This is a genomic window from Actinoallomurus sp. CA-150999 (genome assembly GCF_050942425.1).
In the GTDB taxonomy this organism is placed as follows: domain Bacteria; phylum Actinomycetota; class Actinomycetes; order Streptosporangiales; family Streptosporangiaceae; genus Actinoallomurus.
On record NZ_CP192063.1, the window covers coordinates 11680983 to 11706075 of the forward strand.

At 71.5% G+C, this 25093-nt stretch carries 19 protein-coding genes and 2 pseudogenes; 6 read left to right on the forward strand and 15 right to left on the reverse strand.

Translation table 11 applies throughout. From position 1 onward, the window contains the following. The first annotated feature begins 80 nt into the window (after nt 1-80). The gene (serB, locus tag ACQP2O_RS54065; RefSeq protein WP_433178448.1) at nt 81-1283 is read left to right on the forward strand and encodes a phosphoserine phosphatase SerB; all 1203 of its coding nucleotides are present in this window, start codon (nt 81-83) and stop codon (nt 1281-1283) included. Nucleotides 1284-1453: 170 nt separating this feature from the next. Here serB and ACQP2O_RS54070 read toward each other — a convergent pair whose 3' ends face one another. From ACQP2O_RS54070 to ACQP2O_RS54100, 7 genes are all read right to left on the reverse strand, one after another. After that, nucleotides 1454-3616, reverse strand: coding sequence for an FUSC family protein (locus tag ACQP2O_RS54070; protein ID WP_433178449.1), 2163 nt, complete (start codon nt 3614-3616; stop codon nt 1454-1456). Between the two features lie 147 nt (nt 3617-3763). Next, nucleotides 3764-4903: a S8 family peptidase gene (locus tag ACQP2O_RS54075; RefSeq protein ID WP_433178451.1), complete on the reverse strand. Its 1140-nt coding sequence runs from the start codon at nt 4901-4903 to the stop codon at nt 3764-3766. Nucleotides 4904-5356: 453 nt separating this feature from the next. After that, a complete protein-coding gene (locus ACQP2O_RS54080) occupies nt 5357-5827 on the reverse strand; it encodes a SixA phosphatase family protein (RefSeq protein WP_433178453.1) in 471 nt (156 codons plus the stop codon). Between the two features lie 332 nt (nt 5828-6159). Further along, complete coding sequence (locus ACQP2O_RS54085) at nt 6160-6504, reverse strand: hypothetical protein (RefSeq protein ID WP_433178455.1); 345 nt, start codon at nt 6502-6504, stop codon at nt 6160-6162. Nucleotides 6505-6661: 157 nt separating this feature from the next. Beyond that, nucleotides 6662-9058 carry a sodium-translocating pyrophosphatase gene (locus ACQP2O_RS54090; RefSeq protein WP_433178457.1) on the reverse strand — a complete coding sequence of 799 codons (2397 nt, stop codon included), beginning with the start codon at nt 9056-9058 and terminating at the stop codon, nt 6662-6664. A 400-nt stretch (nt 9059-9458) separates the two neighbouring features. Continuing rightward, nucleotides 9459-9893: an ATP-binding protein gene (locus tag ACQP2O_RS54095; RefSeq protein ID WP_360900013.1), complete on the reverse strand. Its 435-nt coding sequence runs from the start codon at nt 9891-9893 to the stop codon at nt 9459-9461. A gap of 7 nt (nt 9894-9900) precedes the next feature. Next, nucleotides 9901-10254 carry an STAS domain-containing protein gene (locus tag ACQP2O_RS54100; protein WP_252843406.1) on the reverse strand — a complete coding sequence of 118 codons (354 nt, stop codon included), beginning with the start codon at nt 10252-10254 and terminating at the stop codon, nt 9901-9903. A 308-nt stretch (nt 10255-10562) separates the two neighbouring features. Here ACQP2O_RS54100 and ACQP2O_RS54105 point away from each other — a divergent pair, with 308 nt between their 5' ends. From ACQP2O_RS54105 to ACQP2O_RS54115, 3 genes are all read left to right on the forward strand, one after another. Further along, on the forward strand, nt 10563-12833 hold the full coding sequence (locus ACQP2O_RS54105; RefSeq protein ID WP_433178461.1) for a DEAD/DEAH box helicase: 2271 nt from the start codon (nt 10563-10565) through the stop codon (nt 12831-12833). Between the two features lie 214 nt (nt 12834-13047). Then, nucleotides 13048-13470 (forward strand): hypothetical protein, encoded by a 423-nt coding sequence (locus ACQP2O_RS54110; RefSeq protein WP_433178463.1) that lies wholly within the window; start codon nt 13048-13050, stop codon nt 13468-13470. A 74-nt stretch (nt 13471-13544) separates the two neighbouring features. Then, nucleotides 13545-14738 (forward strand): FAD-dependent monooxygenase, encoded by a 1194-nt coding sequence (locus tag ACQP2O_RS54115; protein ID WP_433178465.1) that lies wholly within the window; start codon nt 13545-13547, stop codon nt 14736-14738. Between the two features lie 64 nt (nt 14739-14802). Here the strand turns inward: ACQP2O_RS54115 and ACQP2O_RS54120 are convergent, their stop codons facing one another. From ACQP2O_RS54120 to ACQP2O_RS54135, 4 genes are all read right to left on the reverse strand, one after another. Next, nucleotides 14803-15897, reverse strand: coding sequence for a hypothetical protein (locus tag ACQP2O_RS54120; protein ID WP_433178468.1), 1095 nt, complete (start codon nt 15895-15897; stop codon nt 14803-14805). Between the two features lie 247 nt (nt 15898-16144). After that, a complete protein-coding gene (locus ACQP2O_RS54125; RefSeq protein ID WP_433178470.1) occupies nt 16145-16564 on the reverse strand; it encodes an Rv3654c family TadE-like protein in 420 nt (139 codons plus the stop codon). Between the two features lie 547 nt (nt 16565-17111). Beyond that, complete coding sequence (locus ACQP2O_RS54130) at nt 17112-17465, reverse strand: TadE family type IV pilus minor pilin (RefSeq protein ID WP_433178472.1); 354 nt, start codon at nt 17463-17465, stop codon at nt 17112-17114. 351 nt (nt 17466-17816) lie between these two features. Next, nucleotides 17817-18011 (reverse strand): DUF4244 domain-containing protein, encoded by a 195-nt coding sequence (locus ACQP2O_RS54135; protein ID WP_433178474.1) that lies wholly within the window; start codon nt 18009-18011, stop codon nt 17817-17819. A 236-nt stretch (nt 18012-18247) separates the two neighbouring features. On the opposite strand from ACQP2O_RS54135, the pseudogene ACQP2O_RS54140 reads away from it, so the two are divergent. Then, nucleotides 18248-18574, forward strand: a pseudogene (locus tag ACQP2O_RS54140) (SDR family NAD(P)-dependent oxidoreductase); the annotation flags it as partial. Between the two features lie 197 nt (nt 18575-18771). Here ACQP2O_RS54140 and ACQP2O_RS54145 read toward each other — a convergent pair. Beyond that, nucleotides 18772-19359: a type II secretion system F family protein gene (locus ACQP2O_RS54145; protein WP_433178475.1), complete on the reverse strand. Its 588-nt coding sequence runs from the start codon at nt 19357-19359 to the stop codon at nt 18772-18774. Nucleotides 19360-19954: 595 nt separating this feature from the next. On the opposite strand from ACQP2O_RS54145, the pseudogene ACQP2O_RS54150 reads away from it, so the two are divergent. Next, nucleotides 19955-20110 (forward strand): annotated as a pseudogene (locus ACQP2O_RS54150) (carboxyl transferase domain-containing protein); the annotation flags it as partial. A gap of 225 nt (nt 20111-20335) precedes the next feature. On the opposite strand, the gene ACQP2O_RS54155 reads toward ACQP2O_RS54150, so the two are convergent. The 3 genes from ACQP2O_RS54155 to ssd all read right to left on the reverse strand — a co-directional run bounded on the left by ACQP2O_RS54155 (nt 20336) and on the right by ssd (nt 23828). Beyond that, on the reverse strand, nt 20336-21067 hold the full coding sequence (locus ACQP2O_RS54155) for a type II secretion system F family protein (protein WP_433178477.1): 732 nt from the start codon (nt 21065-21067) through the stop codon (nt 20336-20338). After that, entirely contained in the window at nt 21064-22218 is a 1155-nt protein-coding gene (locus ACQP2O_RS54160) for a TadA family conjugal transfer-associated ATPase (RefSeq protein ID WP_433178479.1), read from the reverse strand. The genes ACQP2O_RS54155 and ACQP2O_RS54160 overlap by 4 nt, the downstream gene beginning before the upstream one ends. 539 nt (nt 22219-22757) lie before the next feature. Further along, entirely contained in the window at nt 22758-23828 is a 1071-nt protein-coding gene (gene ssd, locus ACQP2O_RS54165) for a septum site-determining protein Ssd (protein WP_433178481.1), read from the reverse strand. Nucleotides 23829-25093: the final 1265 nt, after the last annotated feature.

Here is a 25093-nt window from a genome sequence, read left to right on the forward strand (position 1 = left end):
AACAGGCACGGAAACCGTGGTGTCCGCATGGTGGACCGCCGCGCGAGTCACGATCAGAGCCAAGTACCGTGGTGAACAGCATGAATGCCAAGACGCGCACACTGCTCATCACGCTCACCGGCCGAGACCGTCCCGGAGTCACGTCTCGCCTGTTCAGCATCCTCGCCGCCTTTCCCGTGGCCGTCGCCGACGTCGAGCAGGTCGTGATCCGCGGCCGCCTGGTCCTCGGTGTCCTCGTCTCGTACGGCCCCGACACCGACGTCGGGCGGGTCTGGGCGGCCGCCGAGAAGATCGCCGCCGATCTCGGGATGGAGATCGAGCTGGCCACCGGCACCGGCAACGGCGGCCCCCGACGCCGCGGGCGGCTGCACGTCACCATCCTCGGCAACCCGCTCACGCCCGCCGCGATGGCCGGGATCGCGGGCCGCGTCGCCGCGCACGGCGCCAACATCGACCGCATCGAGCGGCTCGCCCACCACCCGGTCACGTGCATCGAGATGGACGTCTCCGGTGCCGACCCGGACGGCCTGCGCACCGCGCTCGCCGCGGAGGCCGCCGAGCAGCACGTCGACGTCGCCGTACAGCGCGGCGGCCTCGCCCGCCGGGCCAAACGGCTCATCGTCATGGACGTCGACTCGACCCTCATCCAGGGCGAGGTCATCGAGTTCATCGCCGAGCACGCCGGGCTGGCCGGCCAGGTCGCCGAGATCACCGAAGCGGCGATGCGCGGCGAGCTCGACTTCGAAGGTGCGCTGCGCGAGCGGGTCGCGATGCTCGCCGGCCTCGACGAGAGCGTGCTGGAGAAGGTCCGCGACCGCATCGAGTTCTCTCCGGGCGTGCGCACCCTGGTCCGTACGCTCAAGCGGCTCGACTACAAGTTCGCGATCGTCAGCGGCGGGTTCACGCAGATCACCGACGCGCTCGCCGCGGACCTCGGCATCGACTACACGGCCGCCAACGTCCTCGAGGTCGAGGACGGCAAGCTCACCGGCCGCCTCGTCGGCCCCATCATCGACCGGGCCGGCAAGGCCGCGGCCCTGCGCCGGTTCGCGACCGCCGCGGGCGTGCCGGTCAGCCAGACCGTCGCGATCGGCGACGGCGCCAACGACCTCGACATGCTCGCCGCCGCCGGGCTCGGCATCGCCTACAACGCCAAGCCCGTCGTACGCGAGGCCGCCGACACGGCCGTCAACGTGCCCTACATGGACACCATCGCCTTCCTGCTCGGCATCTCCCGCGAGGAGATCGACGCCGCGGACGCCGAGGACCCCGACCTTCCCTGAGCCGGCAGGCGGCCGCGCCCCGGAGACGCTCGGTGCCGGAGACGATGCCACTTGGAGATCGCCCTCGGAACGGCGCCACCGCGACGGCCTCGGAGGCGAGACCCTCCGGAAGATCTGAACGACGCGCCGGAGACCCTCCGCATTGGAGACGCGGCCTTCCTCAGAGATCGTCAGGCGGCCTCGACCTGGACGGCGTTCCGCAGGCGTTCGGCGTCGGAGACGAGGCCGCGCAGCGCGTGTCGGGCGGCCGCGACCTCGACCAGTGAGCGGCGCAGCGTCGTGACGGCGTCCGTACCGACGCCGCTGTCCAGCTCGTCGCGGCGGCGGCGCGTCAGCTCCGCCAGGTGCTGGTCGAACTCGTCCAGCAGATCGTCGAGCCGTAGTTCGGCGTCCGTCCGCTCGTCCGACAGCACGGCGTCGGCGCCCTCCTCGAGGTGGTCGGCGACGCGTTCGAGGATCGCGGACAGCGGGCCGGGATCCGAACGGTCCTCTTCGTGCAGCGCGACGAGAGCCCTCAGGTCATCGCGGAACCGCCGCGCCTCGGCGCCGACTTCGCGGAGCCGCCGGATGAGGTCGTCCGGCGGCGCCGGTTCGCGGCCGAGCCCGGACACCGACTCCTCCACGTCGGACGCCGCCGCCGCGGCGTCCTCCGTGCGCCGGCGGATCGACGCCTCCTGGTCGCCGTCGAAGCGGGCCGCGACGGTCCGCGCCAGCCGGGCGTGCGTCCGCATCAGCCGGGCCAGCCGGCCGGGCAGGAGGCCGATCGTGCCGGCCGGCCACAGCACTCGCGCCGCGACGAGCGCGAAGAGCCCGCCGACGATGGTGAGCCCGATCCGCCACCCGGCGGCGGACCAGCTCATCGGCTTGGAATAGTCGACCAGCAGCATGATCATCGGGGTGGCGAACGCCATCCAGTGCCCGTGGTTGACCGGCCGCACCGTGAAGCCCAGCGCCGCACCGATGAAGACGAGCGCGATCAGGGTGCCCTGCTGCGGCACGAGCGCGAGGGCCAGCGCGGCGACGATCGCGCCGATCGCCGTGCCGCCGATCCGCTTGACGACCCGCGAGACCGTGTCGCCGTACGAGTCGCGCAGGCTGACGACGACCGTGATCGTCAGCCAGTGTCCGTGCGGCAGCCGCAGCGCCGTGGTCGCGGCCATGGCCACCGCGATCGCCACGCCCATGCGCGTGGAGTACCGGAAGCCCGGTGAGCGCGTGCGGACGGCCTCCCGGAACCGGGTCCAGCCGCCGCTCGGCCGCTCCGGGAGGTGCGGCGCGTCGAACCCGATCTTCAGGCCCGGGGCAATGATCTTCCGGGCGCCGTCCACCCTCTCGGTCATCCGGGAGACCAACCGGCGGACCTGGACCACCAGCGCCGTCTCGATCAGGTAATCCGGCTCCGCCAGCCACGCCAGGCGGAGGTCCTCGCTCACCCGGGTGAACCGGTGCAGCGCGACCGGCTCGTCGGCGCCGAGAGACGGGCCACCGCGCGTCTCGATCGCCCTGGCGACCAGTCGCAGCCGGGCGGCGATCGCCGCGACCGCGACCTGGCGCTCCCGCTCCCACTCCTCCGGCGGGGGCACTTCCAAGGCGACGTCGACCAGCATCCGCAGCGCCACGGCCTCATCCATCACGCGGGCGAACGCGTCGATCAGCCGCTTCGGGCGCTGATGGTCGTCCCGGCCGCCCGACAGGTACAGCCCGTACGTCGCCCGGGCCTTCCGGATCGCCTCGTACGCCCGGCGGCGCCGCCGAGTCCACTCGCCGCTCGGCGACTCGGGATCGGCCAGGACGTCGAGGGCGTCGGCCACCGCCGTGCCCGCGTCCGCCAGCGCCGTCCGCAGCGGCTGCAGGCGGTGGGTGAGGAGGGGGACGACCATCAGCAGGGCCACGAACAGCCCGCCGATCATCTCCATGAAGCCGTTGAACAGGGCGGGACTCCCCGGCGGCCGCACCGTGGCGACGACCGTGCACAGCGTCGCCGTGACGCCCAGCCAGGGGACGGCCGCCGCCAGCGCCGCGACGACGGGCACGACCACGACGGCGAGCCAGCCGTGGCCGGCCAGCAGGCCGCCGAAGACGGTGGAGGCCGTCACGACGATCACCGCCGCCAGCAGGGCGCGGGCCCGTGCGCCGTACGGGCCCTGCGGCGTCGTGTTGACGACGAAGAACGCCCCGAGGGCCGCCAGCCCGCCCTGGGCGGGATGACCGGTCACCGTGCCGATCACGAGGGGCGTGGCGATGGCGATGGACGCGACCGCGCCGTACATCCACGACGGGCGCCCCTCGGACTCGGCGTACGTCTCCCGCAACCAGGTCAGCGATGACCGCAATCCTCGCTCCCCCCTGTCCGGAATCTCCTGCTCTACTACAGCACGATGGCGGGGGACGCACTACAAGCACGATGCCGGGGCCCGCGCGGCCCCGGCATCGTCAGACGGTCAACAGGAGGCTGGATCGGGGACAGCCCCCTGTACGGCTTACAGACCGCCCGAGTTCAGCAGCAGGTTGGGAGTTCCGGCCGGGACGCCGCTGATCGCGTCCTTGACCGCGTGCGAGGTGATCCAGGAGGTGACGGCCGACTCGGAGCCGTCTCCGTTCGCCTCCTTGTAGAGGGCTGCCACGCCGACGACGTGCGGGGTGGCCATGGAGGTCCCGCTGATCGTCTTGGTGCCGCCGTTCAGCCAGTCGGAGGTGATGTCCACGCCCGGGGCGTACACCTGGACGCACTTGCCGAAGTTGGTGAAGCTCGCCGAGGCGTCGGTCTTGTCGGAGGCGGCGACGGCCAGGACCCCCTGGGCCCCGGACGGCGAGCCGTTGCAGGCGTCGGCGCTCTCGTTGCCGGCGGCCACCGCGAGGAACACCCCCGCGCCGGTGAGCTTCTTCGCCGCGTTGTCGATGGAGGAGGACTTCGCGCCGCCGAGGGACATGTTCGCCACGGACGGCTTGGCGGCGTGCTGAGCCACCCAGTCCATGCCCGCGACCACGTCCGCGTCGGTGCCGGAGCCCTGGCAGTCCAGCACGCGAACCGCCTTCAGCGTCACGTCCTTCGCGACGCCGTACGTCTTGCCGCCGATCGTGCCCGCGACGTGGGTGCCGTGGCCGTTGCAGTCCTTACCGTCACCGCCGGTCGCGTCGTAGCCGACCGCGGCGCGGCCGCCGAAGTCGGAATCGGACGTGTCGATGCCGGTGTCGATGACGTACGCGGTGACGCCCTTGCCGGTGTGCTGGTAGGTGTACTTCTGGTCAAGGCCCTTGGCCGCGTCGAGGCGGTCCAGCCCCCAGTCCGCGTTCGACTGGGTCTCCATGGTGTGCACGGTGGTCGCCTGCGTGACCTTTTCGACGTTCGGGTCCCGGCGCAGGCGGTCCAGTTGCGCGGCGTCGAGCCGGGCCGAGAAGCCGTTCGTGACGGCCGTGAACACGTGGGTGATCGCGCGCTGCGGTACGCGGTCCATCGCGTCGCTGCGCCGCGCGTTGCCGGACTTCACGGTGACGATGTACTGACCGGACGCCGCGCTGCCCTGTGCGGCGACCAAGGGTGCCAGAGTCGTTGCCGACGCGGCAGGGGTGACCGCGGCCATCGGCAGTGCGAGGAGGGGGAGGAATGCGAGCCTCTTCACGACCTCTCCGTTCGTTCGGCCCCATCCGGATCTCGGATGCGGCAGGCACGGGCCAACGGCTGGCCCGACCGAACGACGCCGGCTCCCCGCCGCTTCCGGCACGGTCCCCTGCCTGGCGTCCGTCCGCAGGTTAGAGATCCGGTCGGGGCTAATGGCACCCCTATGACGTTCCGTAACTGGCGTGACTGGATTTCTGACGGCCAGTCGCGGACGCTGTGATCAGTACGGACAAGAGCGTCACCGGTGCGAGTGTGTGGCCGGATCCGGCCACTTTGTAAACCGGCAAGTAACTGTGAGTGTCACCACGCTGCGTCCGCGCGCGACTCGGCTCCGTACCGGACGGAGCTGCGCGGACGACGCCGCGCATGCCGGGTCCTGAAGGCCGAGAGATCAGACGGCTATGACGGTGGAACCGAGACGGGTCATCCGGGGAGCGGTACGTTCACTGCGCCGTCAGTGGCCGCGTGGAGTCCAGTACGCGGTGAGGCGGCCGATGCCCGGCCACAGGTCGGACCAGTCCCCGTCGAACTCGATGACCGCCGTGGCCGCCGTCGGGAAACGCTCGGCGGCCGCACTGCCGAGGTCGAGCACGAGCCGGTGCATCGACGGGTTGTGGCCGACGAGGAGCAGCGTGCCGGGCTCCTCGTGCTGGGCTCGCAGGAGGTCGAGGATGGCCGCCGCGTCGTTGTCGTACACCCGCTCCTCGAAGTCGACGGGGGCGTCGATCCGGAGCTCCTCGAGGGTCTGCCGGGTGCGCAGGGCGGGCGAACAGATCACCCGGTCGGGGACGCGGCCGGCGGCGCGCAGCTCGTCGCCGACCGCCCGCGCGTCACGCCGGCCACGGGCGGCCAGCGGGCGCTCGAAGTCCGGCGTGCCCAGCGGAGAGTCGGCTTTGGCGTGCCGGAGCACGATGAGCGTGGGCATCAGAGGCGGTGGTGCGGCGAGAAGATCACGGCGATCACGATGAGCACAAGGACGATCGCGACCATGATGCCGACGAGGACGGCGAACCCCTTGGCGCCGGACGGCTGGGACTTCTGCATGCCTCCAGTCTGCCGTGCCCTCGCCGTGCCACGACCACACCCCGCCCTCAGGAGGAGACGCGCTGGTCGGCGGCCATACCCGGAGGTGCGCGGTGAATCGCGGCCTGGAGAACGACGGCGGGGAGGCACCGGCCCGGACGGGCCCGCACCTCCCCGCGGATCGTCGGAATGTTCAGCCGGCGCGTCCGTGCCTCGGCTGACGTACCGGAACGATCAGTTGAAGTGGAGCAGCTTGAAGTTCAGGCCCACTGTGCGGTGGTTCTGGAAAACGATCCGCTGGTGAGCCTTGAACTTCACCTTCCTGCCGTCGTCCCGCCGCACGAGGTAACCACCGTGGTTTCCGGCCTTGATCACCCGCACCAGGCGGTTGGGCATCCCGACGTTCGTCCGGTGCCCGGTGGTGCACTCGTGGGAAGTCGGCTTGCTGGTGACGTACCAGGTGTTGAACACCTTCGAGCTGCAGGGCACGTCCGCGTGGGCCGGGGACACGAACGCCCCCAGCGCCAGCGCGGCGACTCCAGCGGTCGCCGCTCCACCGGCGATGAGCCGTTTGATCATCGAATCCTCCTTGTTGATCTTGCTCCCCTGAGGGGATGCGACGATCTTGAACGGCCGGGAGTTCCACGGAATCGTGAAATTTGAGCTGGAGACGCGGAGAGGGCCGGACGGTGATCCGTCCGGCCCCCTCTGCCCTTCTTTCCAGGGTTGGCTCAGGTCACGACGCCTTGGCCGCCGCAGCCTCTTCCTCGTCGGTGGTGTCGGCGTCGCCCGGCGTCTTCGCGTCGCCGCTCTCGACGGCCGGCTCGGACTCCCCGCCGATGGAGGAGGCCCGCCGCTTCGACACGACGATGGCGGCGACGATGATGCCGACCGAGACGACGGTGACGATGATGCGCAGCGCGGCGTTCGCGGCGTAGGTGACGACGGCCTGGGCGATCAGCAGCGAGACCAGGTTCATCACCTTGATCAGCGGGTTGATCGCGGGGCCGGCGGTGTCCTTGAACGGGTCTCCGACCGTGTCGCCGATGATCGTCGCCTCGTGGGCCTGAGAGCCCTTGCCGCCGAGGTTGCCCTCTTCGACGAGCTTCTTGGCGTTGTCCCAGGCGCCACCGGAGTTGGACAGGAACACCGCCATCAGCGCGCCGCAGGCGATCGCGCCCGCGAGGTACGCGCCGAGCGGCGCGTATCCGAGGGCGAAGCCGACGGCGATCGGCGTCATGATCGCCAGCAGGCCCGGCGTGGCGAGTTCACGCTGGGCATCGGCGGTGCAGATGCTGACCACGCGGTCGTAGTCGGGCTTCTCGGTGAAGTCCATGATCCCGGGCTTGGTGCGGAACTGGTTGCGCACCTCGACCACCACCCGGCCGGCCGCGCGGCCGACCGCCATGATCGCCAGGCCGGAGAACAGGAACACCACCGAGGCTCCGATGAGCAACCCGATCAGTACGTTCGGGTTGTCGACGCCGAGGTTGAAGTGCTGGAAGGTCGGCCCGAGGGCCTTCTTCACGCTGTCGTTCGCCCCGCTGAGCTCGTTGACGACCGTCGTACGGAACGAGCCGAACAGCGCGGTCGCGGCGAGCACCGCCGTGGCGATGGCGATGCCCTTGGTGATCGCCTTGGTGGTGTTGCCGACCGCGTCGAGGCTCTCCAGGACGCTCGCGGCCTCGCCCTCGACGTCGCCGGACATCTCCGCGATGCCCTGGGCGTTGTCGGAGACCGGGCCGAACGTGTCCATCGACACGATCACGCCGACCGTCGTCAGCAGACCCGTACCGGCCAGCGCGACCGCGAACAGCGCGACGGTCGTGTTGTTGAAGCCGAGGAGGAACGCGCCGTACACGGCCGCGCCGATCACCAGGGCGGTGTAGACGGCCGACTCCAGGCCGAGCGAGATGCCGGACAGGATGACGGTCGCCGGGCCCGTACGGGCACTGTCGGTGACGTCCTTGACCGGGCGGCGGTTGGTCTCGGTGAAGTAGCCGGTGAGCAGCTGGATGGCGCTGGCCAGCACGATGCCGACCAGCACGGCGCCGAGGGCGACCCAGCGCGGGTCGACGTCCGCGAGGTTCGAGTCGCCAGTGATCGAGGCGTTGGCGCCGTGCAGCTTGGCGAACGAGTCGGGGAGGTACAGGAAGGTGGCCACCGCGACCGCGATCGCGGAGATGATCGCCGAGATGAAGAAGCCCCGGTTGATCGCGCTCATGCCCGACCGGTCCTTGGCGCGCGGCGCGACCGCGAAGATGCCGATCACCGCGGTGATCACGCCGATCATCGGCACGATCAGCGGGAAGACCAGGCCCTCGGTGCCGAAGGCCACCCGGCCGAGGATGAGGCTCGCGACGAGGGTGACCGCGTACGACTCGAACAGGTCGGCCGCCATGCCGGCGCAGTCGCCGACGTTGTCGCCCACGTTGTCGGCGATCGTGGCGGCGTTGCGCGGGTCGTCCTCGGGGATGCCCTGCTCGACCTTGCCGACCAGGTCCGCGCCGACGTCGGCGGCCTTCGTGAAGATGCCGCCGCCGACCCGCATGAACATCGCCAGCAGGGCCGCGCCGAATCCGAAGCCCTCGAGTACGCCCGGGGCCTTGCCCTTGTAGGCGAACACGACGACGGCGGCGCCGAACAGGCCGAGGCCGACGGTGAACATTCCGGCGACGCCGCCGGTGCGGAAGGCGATCCGCATCGCGATCTTCTCGCCGCTCTCCCGCGCCGCCGCGGCGACGCGGACGTTGCCGCGTACGGCGAGCCACATGCCGGTGAATCCCGTGATGCCGGAGAACGCCGCGCCGACGACGAAGAACACCGATCGGCCGATCTTCACCCCGGTCGACTCCGCCGGAAGCAGGAGCAGCAGGAACGGAATGAGGATCACGAAGATGCCCACCGTACGGAACTGGCGCTTGAGGTACGCCAACGCGCCCTCTTGCACCGCCCGCGCGATTTCCTGCATCTTCTCGGTGCCCTGGCCCGCCGCGAGTACCTCGCGGACCAGGACACCTGCTACGGCCAGCGCCAACAAGGCGATCACACCGACAACGACCACCAGACTCAGGTCGCTGCCGCCGAGATTCACCTCTGCACTGGCCTGGGCGGGCAGGGAAAGCCCAGACATGCATCCTCCTCGACAGCCGCGTTCGATCCGGTCGCCCCGGGGGTGACCGGCCACCGCCACGCGTCGGGCGGGGCAATGGTGCCGGGAGTCTACGCAGGCGTAGCCGGAATTAGAAGCCTGCTCGGTTGCTTAACAGTAATGCGACCGAGATGTGACACTCGCTGCACCAGAAATTAATCTTACGCCGCTAGCGAGGAGCATCTCCGCTGGTCAATCGCGACTTATAGGGCGATCCACTTCTTGATCAAAAAGCAGTCCATAAGGGGCGATCATGATTAGGACTGCGAAAACTGGGAAAAGTGTATCTCCCGTATAAAGCAGAGACCCCTGGGGCCGCGTCTACGCGGCCCCAGGGGTGGGGACGTCCATGCCGGTCGGTCGTCGCCGACCGGCGGCCGGCTCAGTCCTTCTTGACCGGCCAGCTCATCGTGATCTCGACACCGGAGGGAGTCGACGTGATGTCCACGTCGTCGGCCAGCCCCGCGATGACGGCGAATCCCAGGTTGAGGTCGCCGTTCAGCTCCACGAGGTCCACCGACGACCCCGGGACGCCGCTGCCCGCCGGATCGTCGTCGGGCACACGGTCGGTCACGACCACCTCGAACCGATCCGCGCCGTCCCGCAGCTCCACCCGTACGGGCTCCTCCGGACACTGCTGGCGATGAGCCTCCACCGCACGGGAGCAGGCCTCGCCGACCGCCAATCGCACCTCGTCGAGCAACGTCTCTTCGACCCCGCCCCGCCGGGCGACGGCGGTCGCGATCAACCGGGCGGTGCGTACGTGGGCCGGCAAGGGGCTGAACGTGAGCTCGACGGTGGCTGTCTCGGGCGCCATCCCGGCCCTACTTCTGCTTCTTGCGGTGCTCTCGCGCGTCGTCGACCGAGTCGAAGATGCCGAAGACCTTGGTCAGGCCGGTGATCCGGAAAATCTTCAGGATGCGCTCCTGCGTGCAGACGAGCTCCAGCGAGCCGTCGTGCGCCCGAACCCGCTTGAGCCCGCCGACCAGCACCCCGAGGCCGGTGGAGTCGAGGAACTCGACCTTCTCCATGTCGACGAGGAGGTGGTACTTGCCCTTGTTCACCAGGTCGATGAGCTTTTCGCGGAGTTTCGGCGCGGTGTAGACGTCGATCTCTCCCTCCACGTTGATGACGGTGAGGTCATCGTCGGTGGTGTAGTCGTTCACCTTCAGGTCCACAGATCCTCCTGCGCCGTGCCGCGTATGGAAGTCGGGGCCATGGAACCCCGCCGTGATTCAACCACGCTCCGCCATCGTGTCTACACGAAATCACCACACAGGGCGACCCTGCCCAGCGTGACGCGCCCGCGCGTGCAGGGGGTAGCACGGATGACGGTCCATGCGTTGTGCCCAGGATGCCAGACTGGAAACCTCCGCATGGCGGACCACTTTCAACCGAAGGGGTGACGCAGGCCATAGAAACGGACTCCGCACTCCCCTCTGATGACGGCACCTCGGCGGCCAACGGCTCGCGAGGACGAGCTCCCTTGATCCTGCGCCGCCTGCGCGACGACCCGCGCCGCCACGGCCGCATCACCCACGTCCAGAACGTTCCCGCAGGTGAAGGCCGCACCGCCGCCTGGCCCACCTGGGTGCCACCGCTCCTGGTCGAGCGCCTGCGCCTGGCCGGCGTCGAGCGGCCCTGGGAGCACCAGGCGCGGGCGGCCGAGCTCGCGCACGACGGCCGGTCTGTGATCATCGCCACGGGGACCGCCTCGGGCAAGTCGCTGGCCTATCTCATGCCCGCTCTGGAGGCCGTGTTCGGCGGCGGCTCCGTGCTGTATCTCGCGCCGACCAAGGCCCTGGCCGCCGACCAGCTCCGCTCGCTGCGCGGCCTCAAGCTCGCCCAGCTGCGCGCCGCGACGTTCGACGGCGACACCCCGGCCGACGAGCGCACCTGGGTCCGCCAGTTCGCCGACTACATCCTCACCAACCCCGACATGCTGCACCGCACGGTCCTGCCCGGCCACGCGCGCTGGGCCCCGTACCTTCGGCGACTCCGCTACGTCATCGTCGACGAGGCGCACGGCTACCGCGGCGTGTTCGGCTCCCACGTCGCCCAGATCCTCCGGCGGCTGCGGCGCGTCTGCGCCCGGTACGGCACCGAGCCGGTGTTCATCCTCGCGTCGGCGACCGCCTCGGACCCGGGCGCGTCGGCCTCCCGGCTCACCGGCGTCGACGTCGCGGAGGTGGCCGAGGACGCCTCGCCGCGCGGCGCGACGTCGTTCGCGCTGTGGGAGCCGCCGCTGACCGAGCTGCGCGGCGAGCACGGCGCCCCCGTACGCCGCACGGCCACGGCCGAGGCCGCCGACCTCCTCGCCGACCTCGTCATCGAGGACGTGCAGACCCTGGCCTTCGTACGCTCGCGGCGCGGCGCGGAGGCGGTCGCGCTCGGCGCCAAACGGGCCCTCGCCGAGGTCGCCCCGGACCTGCCCGCCCGCGTCGCCGCGTACCGGGCCGGATACCTGCCCGAGGAGCGACGGGCGCTGGAGAAGGCCCTGCGATCCCGGGAGCTCGTCGGGCTCGCCTCCACCAACGCCCTCGAACTCGGCGTCGACGTCTCCGGACTCGACTCGGTGATCATTTGCGGCTGGCCCGGCACCCGCGCGTCGCTGTGGCAGCAGGCGGGCCGCGCCGGCCGCTCCGGCCAGGACGCCCTCGCGGTCCTGATCGCCCGCGACGACCCCCTCGACACCTACCTCGTGCACCACCCGTCGGCGATCTTCGGCACGCCCGTCGAGGCGACCGTCCTCGACCCCGACAACCCGTACGTCCTGGCCCCGCACCTCTGCGCCGCCGCCGCCGAACTCCCGCTCACCGAGAAGGACCTGCCGCTGTTCGGCCCGTCGGTCAAGGACCTCCTGCCCGACCTCGTACGCCGCGGGCTCCTGCGGCACCGCCCCACCGGGTGGTACTGGACCAAGCGCGAGCGCGCCACCGACCTGGCCGACATCCGCGGCGCCGGCGGCCCGCCCGTCCAGGTCGTCGAGGCCGCCACCGGACGCCTCCTCGGCACCGTCGACGAGCCATCCGCGCACACCACCGTCCACCAGGGCGCCGTCTACCTCCACCAGGGCGAGTCGTACGTCGTCCAGACCCTCGATCTGGAGGACTCGGTGGCGCTGGTCGAGGCCGCCGACCCCGACTACACGACCACCGCCCGCGACGTCACCGACATCTCCATCCTGGAGACCCTCCGGTCGACGTCCTGGGGCGAGGCGACCCTGTGCTTCGGCACCGTCGAGGTGACCCAGCAGGTCGTCTCGTACCAGATGCGCCGCCTCGCGAGCGGTGAGGTCCTCGGCGAACGCCCCCTCGAGCTGCCGCCCCGTACGCTCCGCACCCGCGCGGTCTGGTGGACACTGCCCGACGAGGCGCTGCGGGTCCTGGGCGACGCCGACGTCGGCGGCTCCGCGCACGCCGCCGAGCACGCCTCCATCGGCCTGCTGCCGCTGTTCGCGACCTGCGACCGCTGGGACATCGGCGGCGTCTCCACGGCGCTCCATCCGGACACCGGCCGGATGACGGTGTTCGTGTACGACGGCCACGACGGCGGCGCGGGCTTCGCCGAACGCGGCTACGAACAGGCCGGACGCTGGCTGCGCTCGACCCGCGAGGCCATCGCCGACTGTGAGTGCGACCACGGCTGCCCGTCCTGCATCCAGTCGCCCAAGTGCGGTAACGGCAACGATCCCCTGGACAAGCAAGGCGCGCTCGACCTACTCGACGCCCTGCTGAAGCAGGCGCCCTCCCGCTGATCACGCGGCCTGTCCCACGCTCCGGGGAGCCCGGCGGCGTCGTTCGCTCATGCGCTGTCGGGTGGACGCTCTGTGACCGCTGTGGCAGTGGTGGCCCCTGTTGAAGCCGTCCACTTCCCGCTAACTTGGCCAATCCGACAAATCGCCGATGGCACCGGTATGCCGCCAAGAGACGTGGCTCGCGCCCCGGGGTCATGGGAGAGGAGACGTATCGATGGTCATCCTGGGAATCGTGCTGGCCGCCGCGGCGGTGGCCGTAGGCATCGGCGTCATCGCCGGGAACTCGTCATCCGCCTCGATCGAAATCTTCGGCAAACACGTACCAGGCGTGCAGACCGACGGGCAGGTCTTCGCCGCGGGCGTGCTCGTCGCGTTCGTGTTCCTGATCGGCATGGCGCTGGCCTTCCTGACGATGGGCCGCGCCATGCGAGCACGCCGCGAGATCCGCGACCTGCGGGACCGGCACCGCGAGTCGCTCAGCACGCTGGAGATGGAGAAGCAGCAGCTGCAGCGCGAACTGGCCCGCGCCCGCAGCACCACCGGCGGCCCCGCGACGACGGCCAACGACATCCCTGTCGCCGGCGTCCAGCGGTCCAACCGCGACCCGGTCTCCTCCTTCTTCGACCGCACCGAGTGACCGCCCCGCCCCGTACGACGGCGGGGTGATCCCCTCGGTCATCGCGAGTCTCCCCCCAGGTGTACAACGGGCGCATGGACCCCAAAGCGCACGCCGACGGAACGAACAGGCGCAACGCGGTCGTGGTCGGTGGTGGAATCGGCGGGCTGGCGGCCGCCGTCGCGCTGATCCGCTGCGGATGGCAGGTGGAGGTCCTCGAACGCGCCCCCGCCTTCGAGGAGGTCGGCGCGGGACTGTCCCTGTGGCCCAACGGGGTACGTGCCCTGGACGCGCTGGGCCTGGGCGAGAACGTTCGCAGGCGGGCCATGACGGAGACCGAAGTGGGCATCCGGAACGCCTCCGGCCGCTGGCTGGCCCGAACCGACGTACGCGAACTGGGACGCCGATACGGTCCGGTCGTCGCCGTGCATCGCGCCGATCTGACCGAGGTCCTACGCCAGGCCGTGCCCACCGCCGCGCTCCGCATGAACGCCGAAGTCACCGGCGTCGAGGCCACAGCTTCCTCGGTCGAGGTCCGGCACACGGCAGGGGTGTCGCGAGCCGACCTGCTGGTGGGCGCCGACGGAATCCGAAGCGTCGTCCGCCAGTCCCTCTGGCCCGGCCATCGCGCACCCCGCTATGCCGGATACACGGCCTGGCGCCTGATCGTCGATACGGGAGGTCATCCGTCGACGGTCGGCGAGACCTGGGGACGCGGCCAACGAGCGGGAATCGTGCCACTCGCCGACGGCAGCACCTACTTCTTCGGCGCCGCGAACGCTCCCGAGGGGCAGCGCAGCCCCGACGGCGAGCTGGCGGAGATGCGGCGGCGTTTCAACGGCTGGCACGCACCGATCCCCGAACTCCTCGCCGCCGCCTCCGCGGACGCGGTGATGCGTCACGACATCTACGCACTGCCGGCATTGCGCACCTTCGTCCATGGCCGCACCGCCCTGCTCGGCGACGCCGCGCACGCCATGACTCCGGACCTGGGGCAGGGCGCCAACCAGGCTCTGGAGGACGCCGTCACGCTGGCCGCGATGCTCGCCGCACATCCGGACGTGGAGCCCGCTCTCGCCGCCTATGACCGGCAGCGCCGCGCCCGAGCGCAGATGATCGCCCGCCGCTCCCGCCTGATGGGAAGGGTCGCGCAATGGAGTTGGCAGCCCGCCGCCTTCCTGCGGGAACGGGCCCTGCGCCTAAGCCCGCCCTCTTCCCTGCTGGCGGCGCTCGCTCCGGCGATCTCCTGGCAACCGCCGGCTCTGGAGCCCGCGAACCGTCCCTCGTGAAGCCGGTACCGCGCCCGCCCCACCGCACGCGCGCGTGGCGACGGACGAGGTCGTCCGTCTGAGGTCAGCTCCGGCGCCGCCGCCCACGGTAGCCGCGGCGGGCGGGAGCAGCCTCCCGGTGGCTGGCTTCCTGCCGGGCGTCCCCGCGGTCCACGGCGCGATCCGGTGCCACCTCGGCGTTCTTACGCGGGTCCGCGGCGGCTTCCGCAGCCGGAGCAGCAGCGTTGGAATCACCCGTCCCGGCGTCTCGGGCGTCACCGGCCGCTCCGGGCAGGTCGGCGCCCGTGGCGAGCTCGGTCACCGGCGCCCTTCGCCGCTTCCGACCGGCCGGTGCCCCACCACGCGGCGACTTCCCACCGGCACGACCGGCCGGACCGGTCTGCGCGACGCGGGCATCCGCTGCCAGTCGCTGACGGCGGGACCACATGCCGAAGTGCGCGGACAGCAGCAGGAGCACCAACGCGGCCGCGATGCTCTGACCCCACTTGATCGGAGTGGTCGCGGAGACGTTTTCCGCCCGCACCTGCTTGGTGTTCGGAGCGGCGATCTGCGGATCCGGCGTCGGGTACTGGAATCCCGCCCCCGAGCCATTTGGACCCAACGACGGAAGGTTGAACGGCGAGTTGCTGTTCAGCGACGGTGTCGGGACGCCGCCGGCGCCGATCCCGGTGCCACCGGGCAGTGTCGGGCCCGCCCCCGGAACCACCGTGTTGCCGCCGGACTTCGGCGTCTTGCCCGGCGTCGTCTTGTGATGCGTCGGCTTGGGCTTCGGCGACGCCGACCGGGCGTTCACCGAGAACCCGCTCGTGTCATACGTGCAGGTGGTGAGATTTCCGATCACGGCCAGCGTGAAGTATCCGGCCTCGGGGACCTTTACGTCTCCCTCGATGACACCGTCGGAGAGGCTCGGACCCACCTGCCGGTCCAAACCCGGCCCCGAAATCTGAAGATGCGCCTTCGCCAGCATCCCGCTGACCGTGGCACTCACATGGACGCTCGAGCCCGCGGTAACGGACTCGGGCGGCTGGGTGATCGACGCGTGCGCGAAGAGCCAGCAGGGACTGTCGGCGTGCACGGGGCCGCTCGTCCCGAAGGCGATGGCGGCTGCGGTCAGCGGAGTCATCAGGGCGACTGCGGCGGCCTTGGCGACCTTCCTCACGACGTCGTCCCTTCCTCGACAGCTCTTCCGTCCCACCGGCTCGGAACACCGGAGGCAACGCTCATCCCTTGATCGAAACGCCGGACGGGAAGAGCGTCACAGCCGTTCCGAGTGACTCTAGGGGTTTCTGAAGCCGATGGTGGTAATTGTTCGCAGCAGCTTATCGGACAGTATCTCCAATAGAGTCACAGATCCATACCGATGCCCCACTTTGCGTGGGACATCGGTATGCATCCCATGTGACGTATCAACGAGCCAAGCCGCCTCCGGTCACGCCCTTCCCCAGCGGATCAGGTTTCGGCACGCCACCGCCGTCCACCGGGCCGGCGCGGGCCCGGGCGGTGGCGGTCAGCCGACCCAATCGCGGCAACGACCTGACCTGGGAAGTGACGATGACCTCCGCGACCGAGCCATGGACCTCACACTGGTGGAGCCGCGCCTGAGAATCGCGCGCCACTCGTGCCGCGAGCAGGCAGGCGCGCTCAGATCCTTCGGCCACGTGTGCGGCCGCCGCGAGGGCCGCGAGATCGGCGGCGGCGTGCGCACGATGCCGAGCGGCGCGCGCTCCGCCCACGGCCATCGCCATGGCGGCCACCGTCCAGACGGCCCCGATCAGCGCGACCGTCCACACCGTGCCCGAACCTCGGTCACCGGGTTCCGTTTCCACGGACCGGCATGCGCTCTCGATCGTCCTGCACGTCACCCGCACCGATGCCGACACCATTTCCCGCAGCACCTCCGCTCCGCCCCGACCCGGCTACACGCCCACCCTCTCCGCCCCCTGCCCCTCTCCGCCCCTGCCCCTTTCCACCTCCATCCCTGTCCGACCTCCCATCCCTCTCCCGCCTTCCGCTCCCTCTCCCGCCTTCCGCGAGTCACCGGTCAGCTCGATCGCAACGATCCGGTAGCCGACCTCGCGGGCGGCGCGCGCGGCGTTGGCGACCGGGATGGTCGGCTCCCAGGTGATGAGGCATATCCCTCTCGAGACGTCGCGTCCCCCTCAGCACTCCGGCGTCGTCTCGCTCTGCCCTCGCTCTGCCCTCGCTCGCGCCCACCTTGCGGGTCGCCGAGCGGTCCGCGGCGGGCCAGGTGAAGGCCGTGGGCAGGCTGATCTCGGTGAACAACGGGTCGTTCCCGCCGTACGAAATCGCCGGTTCGGACGGGAAGACGCTGACCGGCGCGTCGGCCGATGCGCGACGCCGATGCCGGCGGCCTCAGCCGCGGGTGGCCGACGTCTGGGTGCCTCCTTCCGGCTCGGTGGCGGTGGCGACCTGCGCTCGCAGCTTCAGGGGTGGGAAGAGGCTCCGCACCGGAGGGCTCACCGTTGCCCGTACGACCACGCGGGTGATGCGAGAGTCCCGATGGATCCAGACGCTCGCGCCTGAAGGAGCCGCGCTCCGAGCGGCGGCCCGGACCTCGCTCATCGGCTCTCCTCGGGCTGCGGCACGGGCACCGGCTCTCGCGGCATCCACACATGCGACCTGGGCCGCCGCGGCGCTCACTCCCCACATCGCGGTCGCGAGGATGAGGACGAGCGCAGGGAAGGCGACCGCCGTCTCGGCGGTCACCGATCCTCGGTCGCTATCGGACGCGACGAGGCCGCATCGCCCCACCGGACCACCGGGCGGTGCGGTGCGGGCCGTGTGGCCCGCATCCGCCGTGCCCGCTCGGTGTCGGATCGGTGTCCCGCCTGGACCACCAGAGCCTCCAGCGACCGCCGCAGCCGAAATCCGGGCACCCGTCGGCGCATCGTTCCCCGCGCCATCTCGTTCGGCTACGGCCGGACCGGACTCGGCGACACGCCCACGCCCCATCGCGGCGCTCCCGAATCCGGTCACCGCCCCCACTCCGATGAGCGTGAGGCCCGAAGGCACGCGTGCGCCCCGCCCCCGCCGATCGTCGCTCCGCATGGCAGTCGGTCAACCGACGAGGTTGAGTGCCCGATGGATGATCGCTAAGAGCATTCGCCGGACTTCGGGACTGGTCACGATCTTGAACAGCAGACCGGCGAAAGCGGCGGCCGCCACCGTGCCAACGGCGTATTCGGCGGTGGACATGCCGTCGTCGCTCCCATGGCGACGCCAACGGCTACTCAGCGCAGAGATCATGCGCATGTGATCCTCCTGTTCGAATGATGGACGCGAGAACGTCCCGGCATCAGCGTCGCGGAATGCTCAGAGACCGACCACCCCAGAACACCGTTCTGTGGAAAACCCACTCCAGCGTCGGCGTGCTCCTGGAGATGCAGCGGCGAGTGCCGACAATCGTGCCGACTCGTGACTGCCGCCCTTGGTCGAGGTGCCGGCGGTCGGTGGGCTTTGTGTCGGAGCTCCTATTCACGCTGCCAGCCATGGATCTTGAGCTTTCGGGGCGACGCGCACTGGTGACGGCGAGCAGTGGTGGTATCGGCGCGGTGGTGGCTCAGCGGCTTGCTCACGAGAGCTGTGCGGTGCTCGTGCACGGCCGTGACGCCGCGCGGGCAACGGCGGTCTCCGACGAGGTGCGCGCTGCGGGTGGTGAGGCCGAGGTGGTGCTGGGCGACCTCACCGACGACGAGGCCGCTGTGGAGGTGGCCGCGCGGGCCCGTTCCTGGGGCGTGGACGTACTCGTGAACAATGCAGGGCCGTTCGTCGAGCACGACTGGGACACCGTCGAGCCGTCGGCGTGGCTGGACGCGATGAACGGCAACCTCGTCTCGGCGGTACGGCTGATTCACGCGCTCATCCCATCGATGCGCGTGTTGAGCGCGGCCAGCAGGTCGACCACCTCGGTGCCGCGCACGTCGCCCAGCAATCCAGCCCCAGCCGCACTCGGGGCATCACGGCGGCTGCGCCACCCCACACGTCAACGCCCCCGCCGACGTACCCGCCCGGCTCAGGGGAGGAGCAACGTGGCCGCGATACCGGCGACGGCAGGGACGATGCCCAGCAGGATGAATGCCGGCAAGAAGCACAGGCCGAGCGGGGCGACCGCTCGGACCCCCGCGGCCCTCGCTCGTTTCGCGGCGGCCACCCGTGCGACGCGCCGCTGGTCCCGCGCCAGACGGGCGAGAGTGGCCGCGAGGGGTGCGCCCCCGGACGCGGCGCGGGCCGCCGCACGCCCCAGAGGCGCCAGCACGGGGTCCTGGGCGAGCGCCAGCCACTCCGCGGCGGGGTCCGCACCGAGTCGGATACGGGCGGCCACGCGAGCCAGTTCGGTGCCGAGCGGTCCGCCGACCGCATCGGCCACGGCCTCGACCGACTCGTGCCACGCGCCGCCGCCCCGAAGGCACGCCGCCAGTAGATCGATCGCGATGGGCAGTTCGGCGACGACGCGACCTCGGCGTTCGCGAGCCGCCTTCGGCTCCAGCCGCGCGAGAAAGCGCATGAGCCCCACCGCGACCAGGACGCCCGCCACCCAGCCCACCGGACCTCCCAGCAGCAGCGCGAACGCGATGCCCGCCAGCACGCTCGCCCCGAGCATGAGGCGATCATTTCTCCGCCCTTCGCTCGTGTCCGAGCGACCCTCGGCCGGTCTACCGTGCCCGCCGACGGCCGTCGAGCCGTCCACCAGGCTCCTCATGCGGCCCGCGACCGTTCCAGAACGGCCCCAGGGCGACTGATGAGAGCGGCGTGTGGTCGATCCACGAGAACGGCGCGTGGCCACGCCCGTAGGGCTCACAAGCGGCCATGAGCGGCTCTCGGTCCGCGCCGTCTCGGCCGCTGTCTCGGCGGGCCGACGCCCACCGGCGAACAGCCTGCCGAGTCGCTTACCCGCCGGATCTCCCGAGACGGCGATGAAACCCGCGAGGCCGGCGCAGCCGATGACGGTCAACTCGAGGAACATCGATGGCCCCTTCTCACAGTTCGGGTGCGCTCCGCTTCGGCTTCGACCAGGGAACTCCGACAGGCGGCGTGTCCGAGGACGGTCGCCGGTGCCGCAAGGAAGACCCGGCACCGGCAGGAGCGGTCATGGCCGCGCGCTCCGGAAGGCAGACGTCCGTGCCCCACGCAAGACCCGCCACCCGCAGAAGCCGTCCTAGCCGCGCGCTCCAGAAGGCGGTCGTCGGTGTCCTGCGGAGTCCGACGACGAGAGCCTCGGAACACGCCGCGATGCACGCCCGCACGAGCGGCCTGGCCGACACATGGCCGCCGACGAGCACGACGCGCTCCGAATCGGCCGCCGCGTCGTCGCCCGGCTCGACTGGCGCAAGGAGAGTCGCGAACCGCTGCCCGTGAAGACTCGGCACCGGCAGGAGCCGTCGTGGCGGCGTGTCCGAAGGCGGTCGTCCGCGCCCTGCGGAAGACCCGCCGCCGGTCGGGAGCGGTCCTAACGGCGTGTGCTCGGGCCGGGCAGAACCAGCCGCCCTCGGCGCGCGTCGGGCTCCACCGGCGGATCGGGCAGAGCCGCACGCCGGTGGCGCGGGTCGGGCTCCCTCGGCGGGTCGGGCTCCGTCGCGTCACCGGAGCTCCTCGGCGGCGGTGGCCAGGCGCTTGGTCCACCAGAGGCCGAGGATGTCCAGGGCGACGCCGAATCCGAGGCACAGCGCTCCGGGGATCGTGCCGAACAGGAAGGCGAACGGTCGGGCGCCCAGGGCGACGGCCATGAGCAGGCCGAGAAGGGGTAGCCCGGCTAGCAGCCGGGCCGTCGCGCGCGGGCCGGCGAGTTGGAGGGCGACCTCCTCCCGGTGTTCCTGCTCGTCGCGGAGCGCCGCGGCGAGGCCGTCGATGACGCGGGCGAGCATCCCGCCACGGTCGACCCCGATGCGCCAGCAGCCGGCGAGCAGGCGGAGTCCCTCGCAGCCAGGGGTCTCGGCCGCTCGTTCGAGGCACGCGGCGACGTCGTCACCCGACCGGGCGGCGTCCATGACGGATTCGAGCCGGGGAAGGGACTGTCCCTCGGCGGCAGCGGACAGCGCGGCTCCGGGTGGGCGTCCGGCCGCGAGTTCGGCTGCGATCCCGTCGCACAGCTCGACGATCGCGGCTCGCCGTGCCGCGAGGTCGCGTCGCCCGCCGGAGAGCACGGCGCGCAGGTGGAGCATCCGGTCGATCAGGCGGGGACCGGAGGCCCGCTCGGACGCCGCCCCGGACCGCGCCGGCATGATCGAGGTCAGCCGGAGCGCGGCGGGCGGGGGCAGCGACAGGATCCAGACGCCGGCGGACACGCACGCCACGGCCAGGAGGGCGATCACGGCGACGGATCGCCGAGCCGGGCGGCCAGAGCCGGGGCACCGAGGCCCTCGTGGATCGCGCCGTCGGCCCCGTAGGAGACGGCCGGGACCACCTCCACGAGGCCGTCCGGGCGCCGCTGGAACACGCAGATCTCGGCCACCCGGCGCCGCCCGCCGGGTGCCTCGCGAACGAGGTGCACGACGACGTCGAGGGCCGCGGCGAGCTGACTGTGCACGGCCTCTCGGCTCAGCCCGGCCGCGCACGCGAGGGCCTCGAGCCGCGCGGGAACGTCGGCGGGGGCGTTGGCGTGCAGGGTGGCGCAGCCGCCCTCATGCCCCGTGTTGAGGGCGGCCAGCAGGTCGACGACCTCGGCGCCGCGCACTTCGCCCACCACGAGGCGGTCCGGTCGCATCCGCAGGGCCTGGCGGACGAGGTCGTGGAGGGTGACGCCGCCGGCTCCCTCGATGTTCGGCGGGCGGGTCTCCAGGCCCACGACGTGCGGGTGCGCGGGCCGCAGCTCCGCGGAGTCCTCCACGAGGACCAGGCGCTCGCCCGGATCGGCCAGCGACAGCAGCGCCGACATGACCGTCGTCTTCCCCGTGCCCGTGCCGCCGGTGATGAGGAAGGCCAGTCGGGCGGTGACCAGGGCGTCCAGTAGGTGGGCTCCTTCCGGGGGTACGGCCCTGGCGGAGACGAGCTCGGCGAGGGTGAAGGCCCGGCGCCTCGGGAGGCGCAGCGACAGCGTGGTGCCCCCGGAGGCGATCGGTGGCAGCACCGCGTGCAGCCGGATCCCGCCGGGCAGTCGGGCGTCGGCGTATGGGGCGGTGTCGTCGAGCCGTCGGCCGGCCGCGGCGGCGAGCCGCTGGGCCAGTCGGCGCACCGCGGCGTCGTCGGGGAACCGCACGCGGGTCAGGCGCAGACCCGCGCCCGTGTCGACCCAGACCTCGCCCGGGCCGTTGACCAGGACGTCGGTCACCTCGGGGGCGCGGAGCAGAGGCTCGAGACGGCCCGCGCCCACCAGGTCGGCCCGGACCTCGTCGGCGAGGGACAGCACCTCCGTGTCGCCGAGCATCCGCTCTTCCGCTCTCAGTGCCGCCGCCACGTGCGCGGCGGTCGGGGCCACGCCCGTCCCGACGAGCCGCCCGCGGACGGCCTCGGTCAGATCGCTCATGACGCCCTCCCATTCGTGATCGCTGTGCGGACCGTTCGAGGCCGGGCGGCCCGAAGGTGCGGGTCCCGGCCGGGGAGACCTAGGGCCTGTCTCGAAGTCCCCGTCCGTAGCGAGCGGCGTCCAGGTGGTGCCTCGCAAGGCGGAGGTGGGAAGCAGCCCGGTGTTGGCCGGCGACTCTTCCCCGGGCCCCGCGGAATCGCGGCGGCCGGCGAAGCCGTCCCTGCGCGTTTCCGCAGGGTGGGGCGGCAACACCGCGAGGCGCCGCCTGAGCACCGCGCAGGAGGACCTCCGGAGAGAAGTCCTGGGGCCGACCCGCTCCGAGACAGCGGGAGCGGCCGATGAGACGCGGTCGGAACCGGGCGTCGCCGACGACCACCCAGTCGTTTCCGCCGCGGGCGGGTCCCAGGCGGCCGCGTCGGCCGGCCGTCGGTGGGGGGCCGGGCGGCGGTCACCCGGTCGCCGTCGAATTGAGCCGTCTGCACATCGCCGCCGCGGGCGGGCGAGGCGCCGAGGTGCCGCCCCGGGGTCGGCGGCGCCCATCAGCGGGCCTCTCCGCGCAGCGGCCGGTCGTGCGCCAGGTCGGTGAGGAAGCGACGGCAGAACCCGTCGAGTGCACCGCCCCTCCCCGGACGGTCGCCCCGCTCGATCGCGCTCGCCAGTCGCCGGTCCGTGGACACGACGCCGGCCAGGGGCAGGCGCAGCGACTCGGCGATGACGGCAGGCTTCAGACCGCCGGGCGCGGGACCGCGGACGACGACCCGAAGGTCGCGTGAGTAGGCGCGGGCCAGCCCGGCGACCCGGTCGGCCGCGACGGTGGCGCGCACCTCCGCGGGGACGACGAGCAGCGTGGTGTCGGCGGAGGCCAGGACCTCCGCGCTCGCGTCGGTGACCTGCCGGGGAAGATCCGCGACCACGAGGTCGTAGCCGCGGACCGCCGCGTCGAGCACCGATCGCATCGTCTCGGCCGAGACCGGCTCGGCCGCCCCGCGATGCCACGAGAGCACGGCCAGCCCGTCGCGCGCCGGCAGGGAGTCGTGGAGCGCGGCGGTGCTCAACCGCCCCTGCCGGTCGGCGTAGTCGGACCACCTGGCCCCGGGCGTCCCCTCCGCGCCCAGGACCAGGTCGATGCCGCCGCCGAGCGGATCCCCGTCGAGGAGCAGCGTGCGAAGGCGGCACCGCGCGGCGACGCCGGCCAGTGCCGCGGCCAGGACGCTCGCGCCCGCCCCGCCGCGCCCGCCCAGGACGCCGACCACGGCCGCCCGCCCGCCGACCGGCTCCGAGGCCGCCGCCATCTGGTCGACCAGCCAGGTCTCGGCCTCGGGCAGGGCCACCACCTGCTGCGCCCCGATGTCCACGGCGAACCGGTAGACGTCGTCGCCGTCGGTCTCGACCGTGGTCAGGATCACGCCCGGCCGCCGCTCAGGGGACCACCGGGCCAGATCCGCGGCTAAGTCGGCGCCGACCACGACGAGCGCGGCGTCGCGCCAGGCGGCCCGGGCACCCGCCGGGTCGGCGGCGAGCCGGGTCTCGACGTCCGCCGCCGCGGCCAGGCGCAGCAGGTCGTCGACGAGCACGGAATCGGCAGAGGCGATCAGCACGATGGCGGACATGGCATCTCCTCGCTTTCGCGAGGTCAACGATGCGCCCGTGACTGTCGGCGCCGAAAGAACCCCTCCCCAACCTGTGGATAACTCCGTCGCCGACGGTTCCGGCGGGAGACGAAATGGCTGGGGATACGAGACGACCCCCGCCGGGGGGGAGAGCGGGGGTCGCCGGACGGTCCGGCTCCGGGGGGGTAGAGCCGGTCCCGTTTCCCGGGAGGTCTCGAAGGTCAAGTCGCGGCCAGGCACTCGTCAGTGGACGTTAAACCCGGCGACCCCCAGTGTATGCAGATTCAACATAATGTCGCCCGATCACTCGGTGTTCCGTCGAAGTGGCGACCAATTCGTGATCATTGGCCGACCGCCCATAACGGGAGTATTCGGGCGTTTCCCACGTGGGGGGTACGTCGAGAACGCCTTCCGCGAGTGGCTGCAGCGTAGCGGAAGCAGACGAGATCGTTCTGCGCTCGGGCACGCTTGATTGATACAGAGGTAGATCACACTGCGTGATCTTTTCTCTGTCGCCGAAGCGATGTCCGAACACCGCAGCCAATGTCGTATTTACCCAGTCGATCTCTTGTGCGGGTTCGCTGGTCCACCCTCGAAGATCTTCTCGCGCACCTCGGCTCGGCGAATCGAGGGCTTGCCAACTGGGCTAATTCGGCGTAGACAGGTTGCACGGACCAAGTGTCCGAGCACGGCAGCCGGGCACCCACGCGCGACCAGCCGCGGGAGGCGCGTCGAGACGGGCTTGACCCGATCCGACGATCAGAGGTGCACGCTTGGTAACCCGGTGTGACGTGTCGGCGACGGCGTTCCTCCGGGAGCGCCGTTCGCTTTGTGCCGATCCGTTCACTCTGCGCCATCCGCTCGCCCCCCGTGCCACCGCGCCGATATCGATTACGGGCCGTCCATCGACCCGTCGGCGCCCGTACACGGGTTACCGGAGCGTCTGAACACTCTCACCCGACAACGGCGCGGAGATCACCCCTCGCGTCCTGACACCGCCTTGACGGACGGCCGACTCCGAGCCTCCCCGCGCCTTCTCCGACGACGGGTAAAGGGCGCCGAGCCCGAAAAGCGAAGGGCGCGGCCTCCCGTCGACCGGAGCACCGGCCGCGCCCGTCGACACCCGCGCCCCGCCGACCGCAAAGCACCGTCTCAACCGCGAGGCGCCGTCTCCGACCCCAAGTCGTCTCCGACCGCGTGGCACTGTCTCAACCACGCGGCACCATCGCGGACCGCGAGGTGCCCCATCTTCGAGGTGCCGTCCC

Bases quoted from the DNA above. Each gene is read 5' to 3' on its own strand.
- serB (WP_433178448.1), top strand. From the start codon at position 81: ATGAATGCCAAGACGCGCACACTGCTCATCACGCTCACCGGCCGAGAC.
- ACQP2O_RS54080 (WP_433178453.1), bottom strand. From the start codon at position 5,827: ATGCCCACGCTCATCGTGCTCCGGCACGCCAAAGCCGACTCTCCGCTG.
- ACQP2O_RS54085 (WP_433178455.1), bottom strand. From the start codon at position 6,504: ATGATCAAACGGCTCATCGCCGGTGGAGCGGCGACCGCTGGAGTCGCC.
- ACQP2O_RS54090 (WP_433178457.1), bottom strand. From the start codon at position 9,058: ATGTCTGGGCTTTCCCTGCCCGCCCAGGCCAGTGCAGAGGTGAATCTC.
- ACQP2O_RS54095 (WP_360900013.1), bottom strand. From the start codon at position 9,893: ATGGCGCCCGAGACAGCCACCGTCGAGCTCACGTTCAGCCCCTTGCCG.
- ACQP2O_RS54110 (WP_433178463.1), top strand. From the start codon at position 13,048: ATGGTCATCCTGGGAATCGTGCTGGCCGCCGCGGCGGTGGCCGTAGGC.
- ACQP2O_RS54115 (WP_433178465.1), top strand. From the start codon at position 13,545: ATGGACCCCAAAGCGCACGCCGACGGAACGAACAGGCGCAACGCGGTC.
- ACQP2O_RS54135 (WP_433178474.1), bottom strand. From the start codon at position 18,011: ATGCGCATGATCTCTGCGCTGAGTAGCCGTTGGCGTCGCCATGGGAGC.
- ACQP2O_RS54145 (WP_433178475.1), bottom strand. From the start codon at position 19,359: ATGCTCGGGGCGAGCGTGCTGGCGGGCATCGCGTTCGCGCTGCTGCTG.
- ACQP2O_RS54160 (WP_433178479.1), bottom strand. From the start codon at position 22,218: ATGAGCGATCTGACCGAGGCCGTCCGCGGGCGGCTCGTCGGGACGGGC.
- ssd (WP_433178481.1), bottom strand. From the start codon at position 23,828: ATGTCCGCCATCGTGCTGATCGCCTCTGCCGATTCCGTGCTCGTCGAC.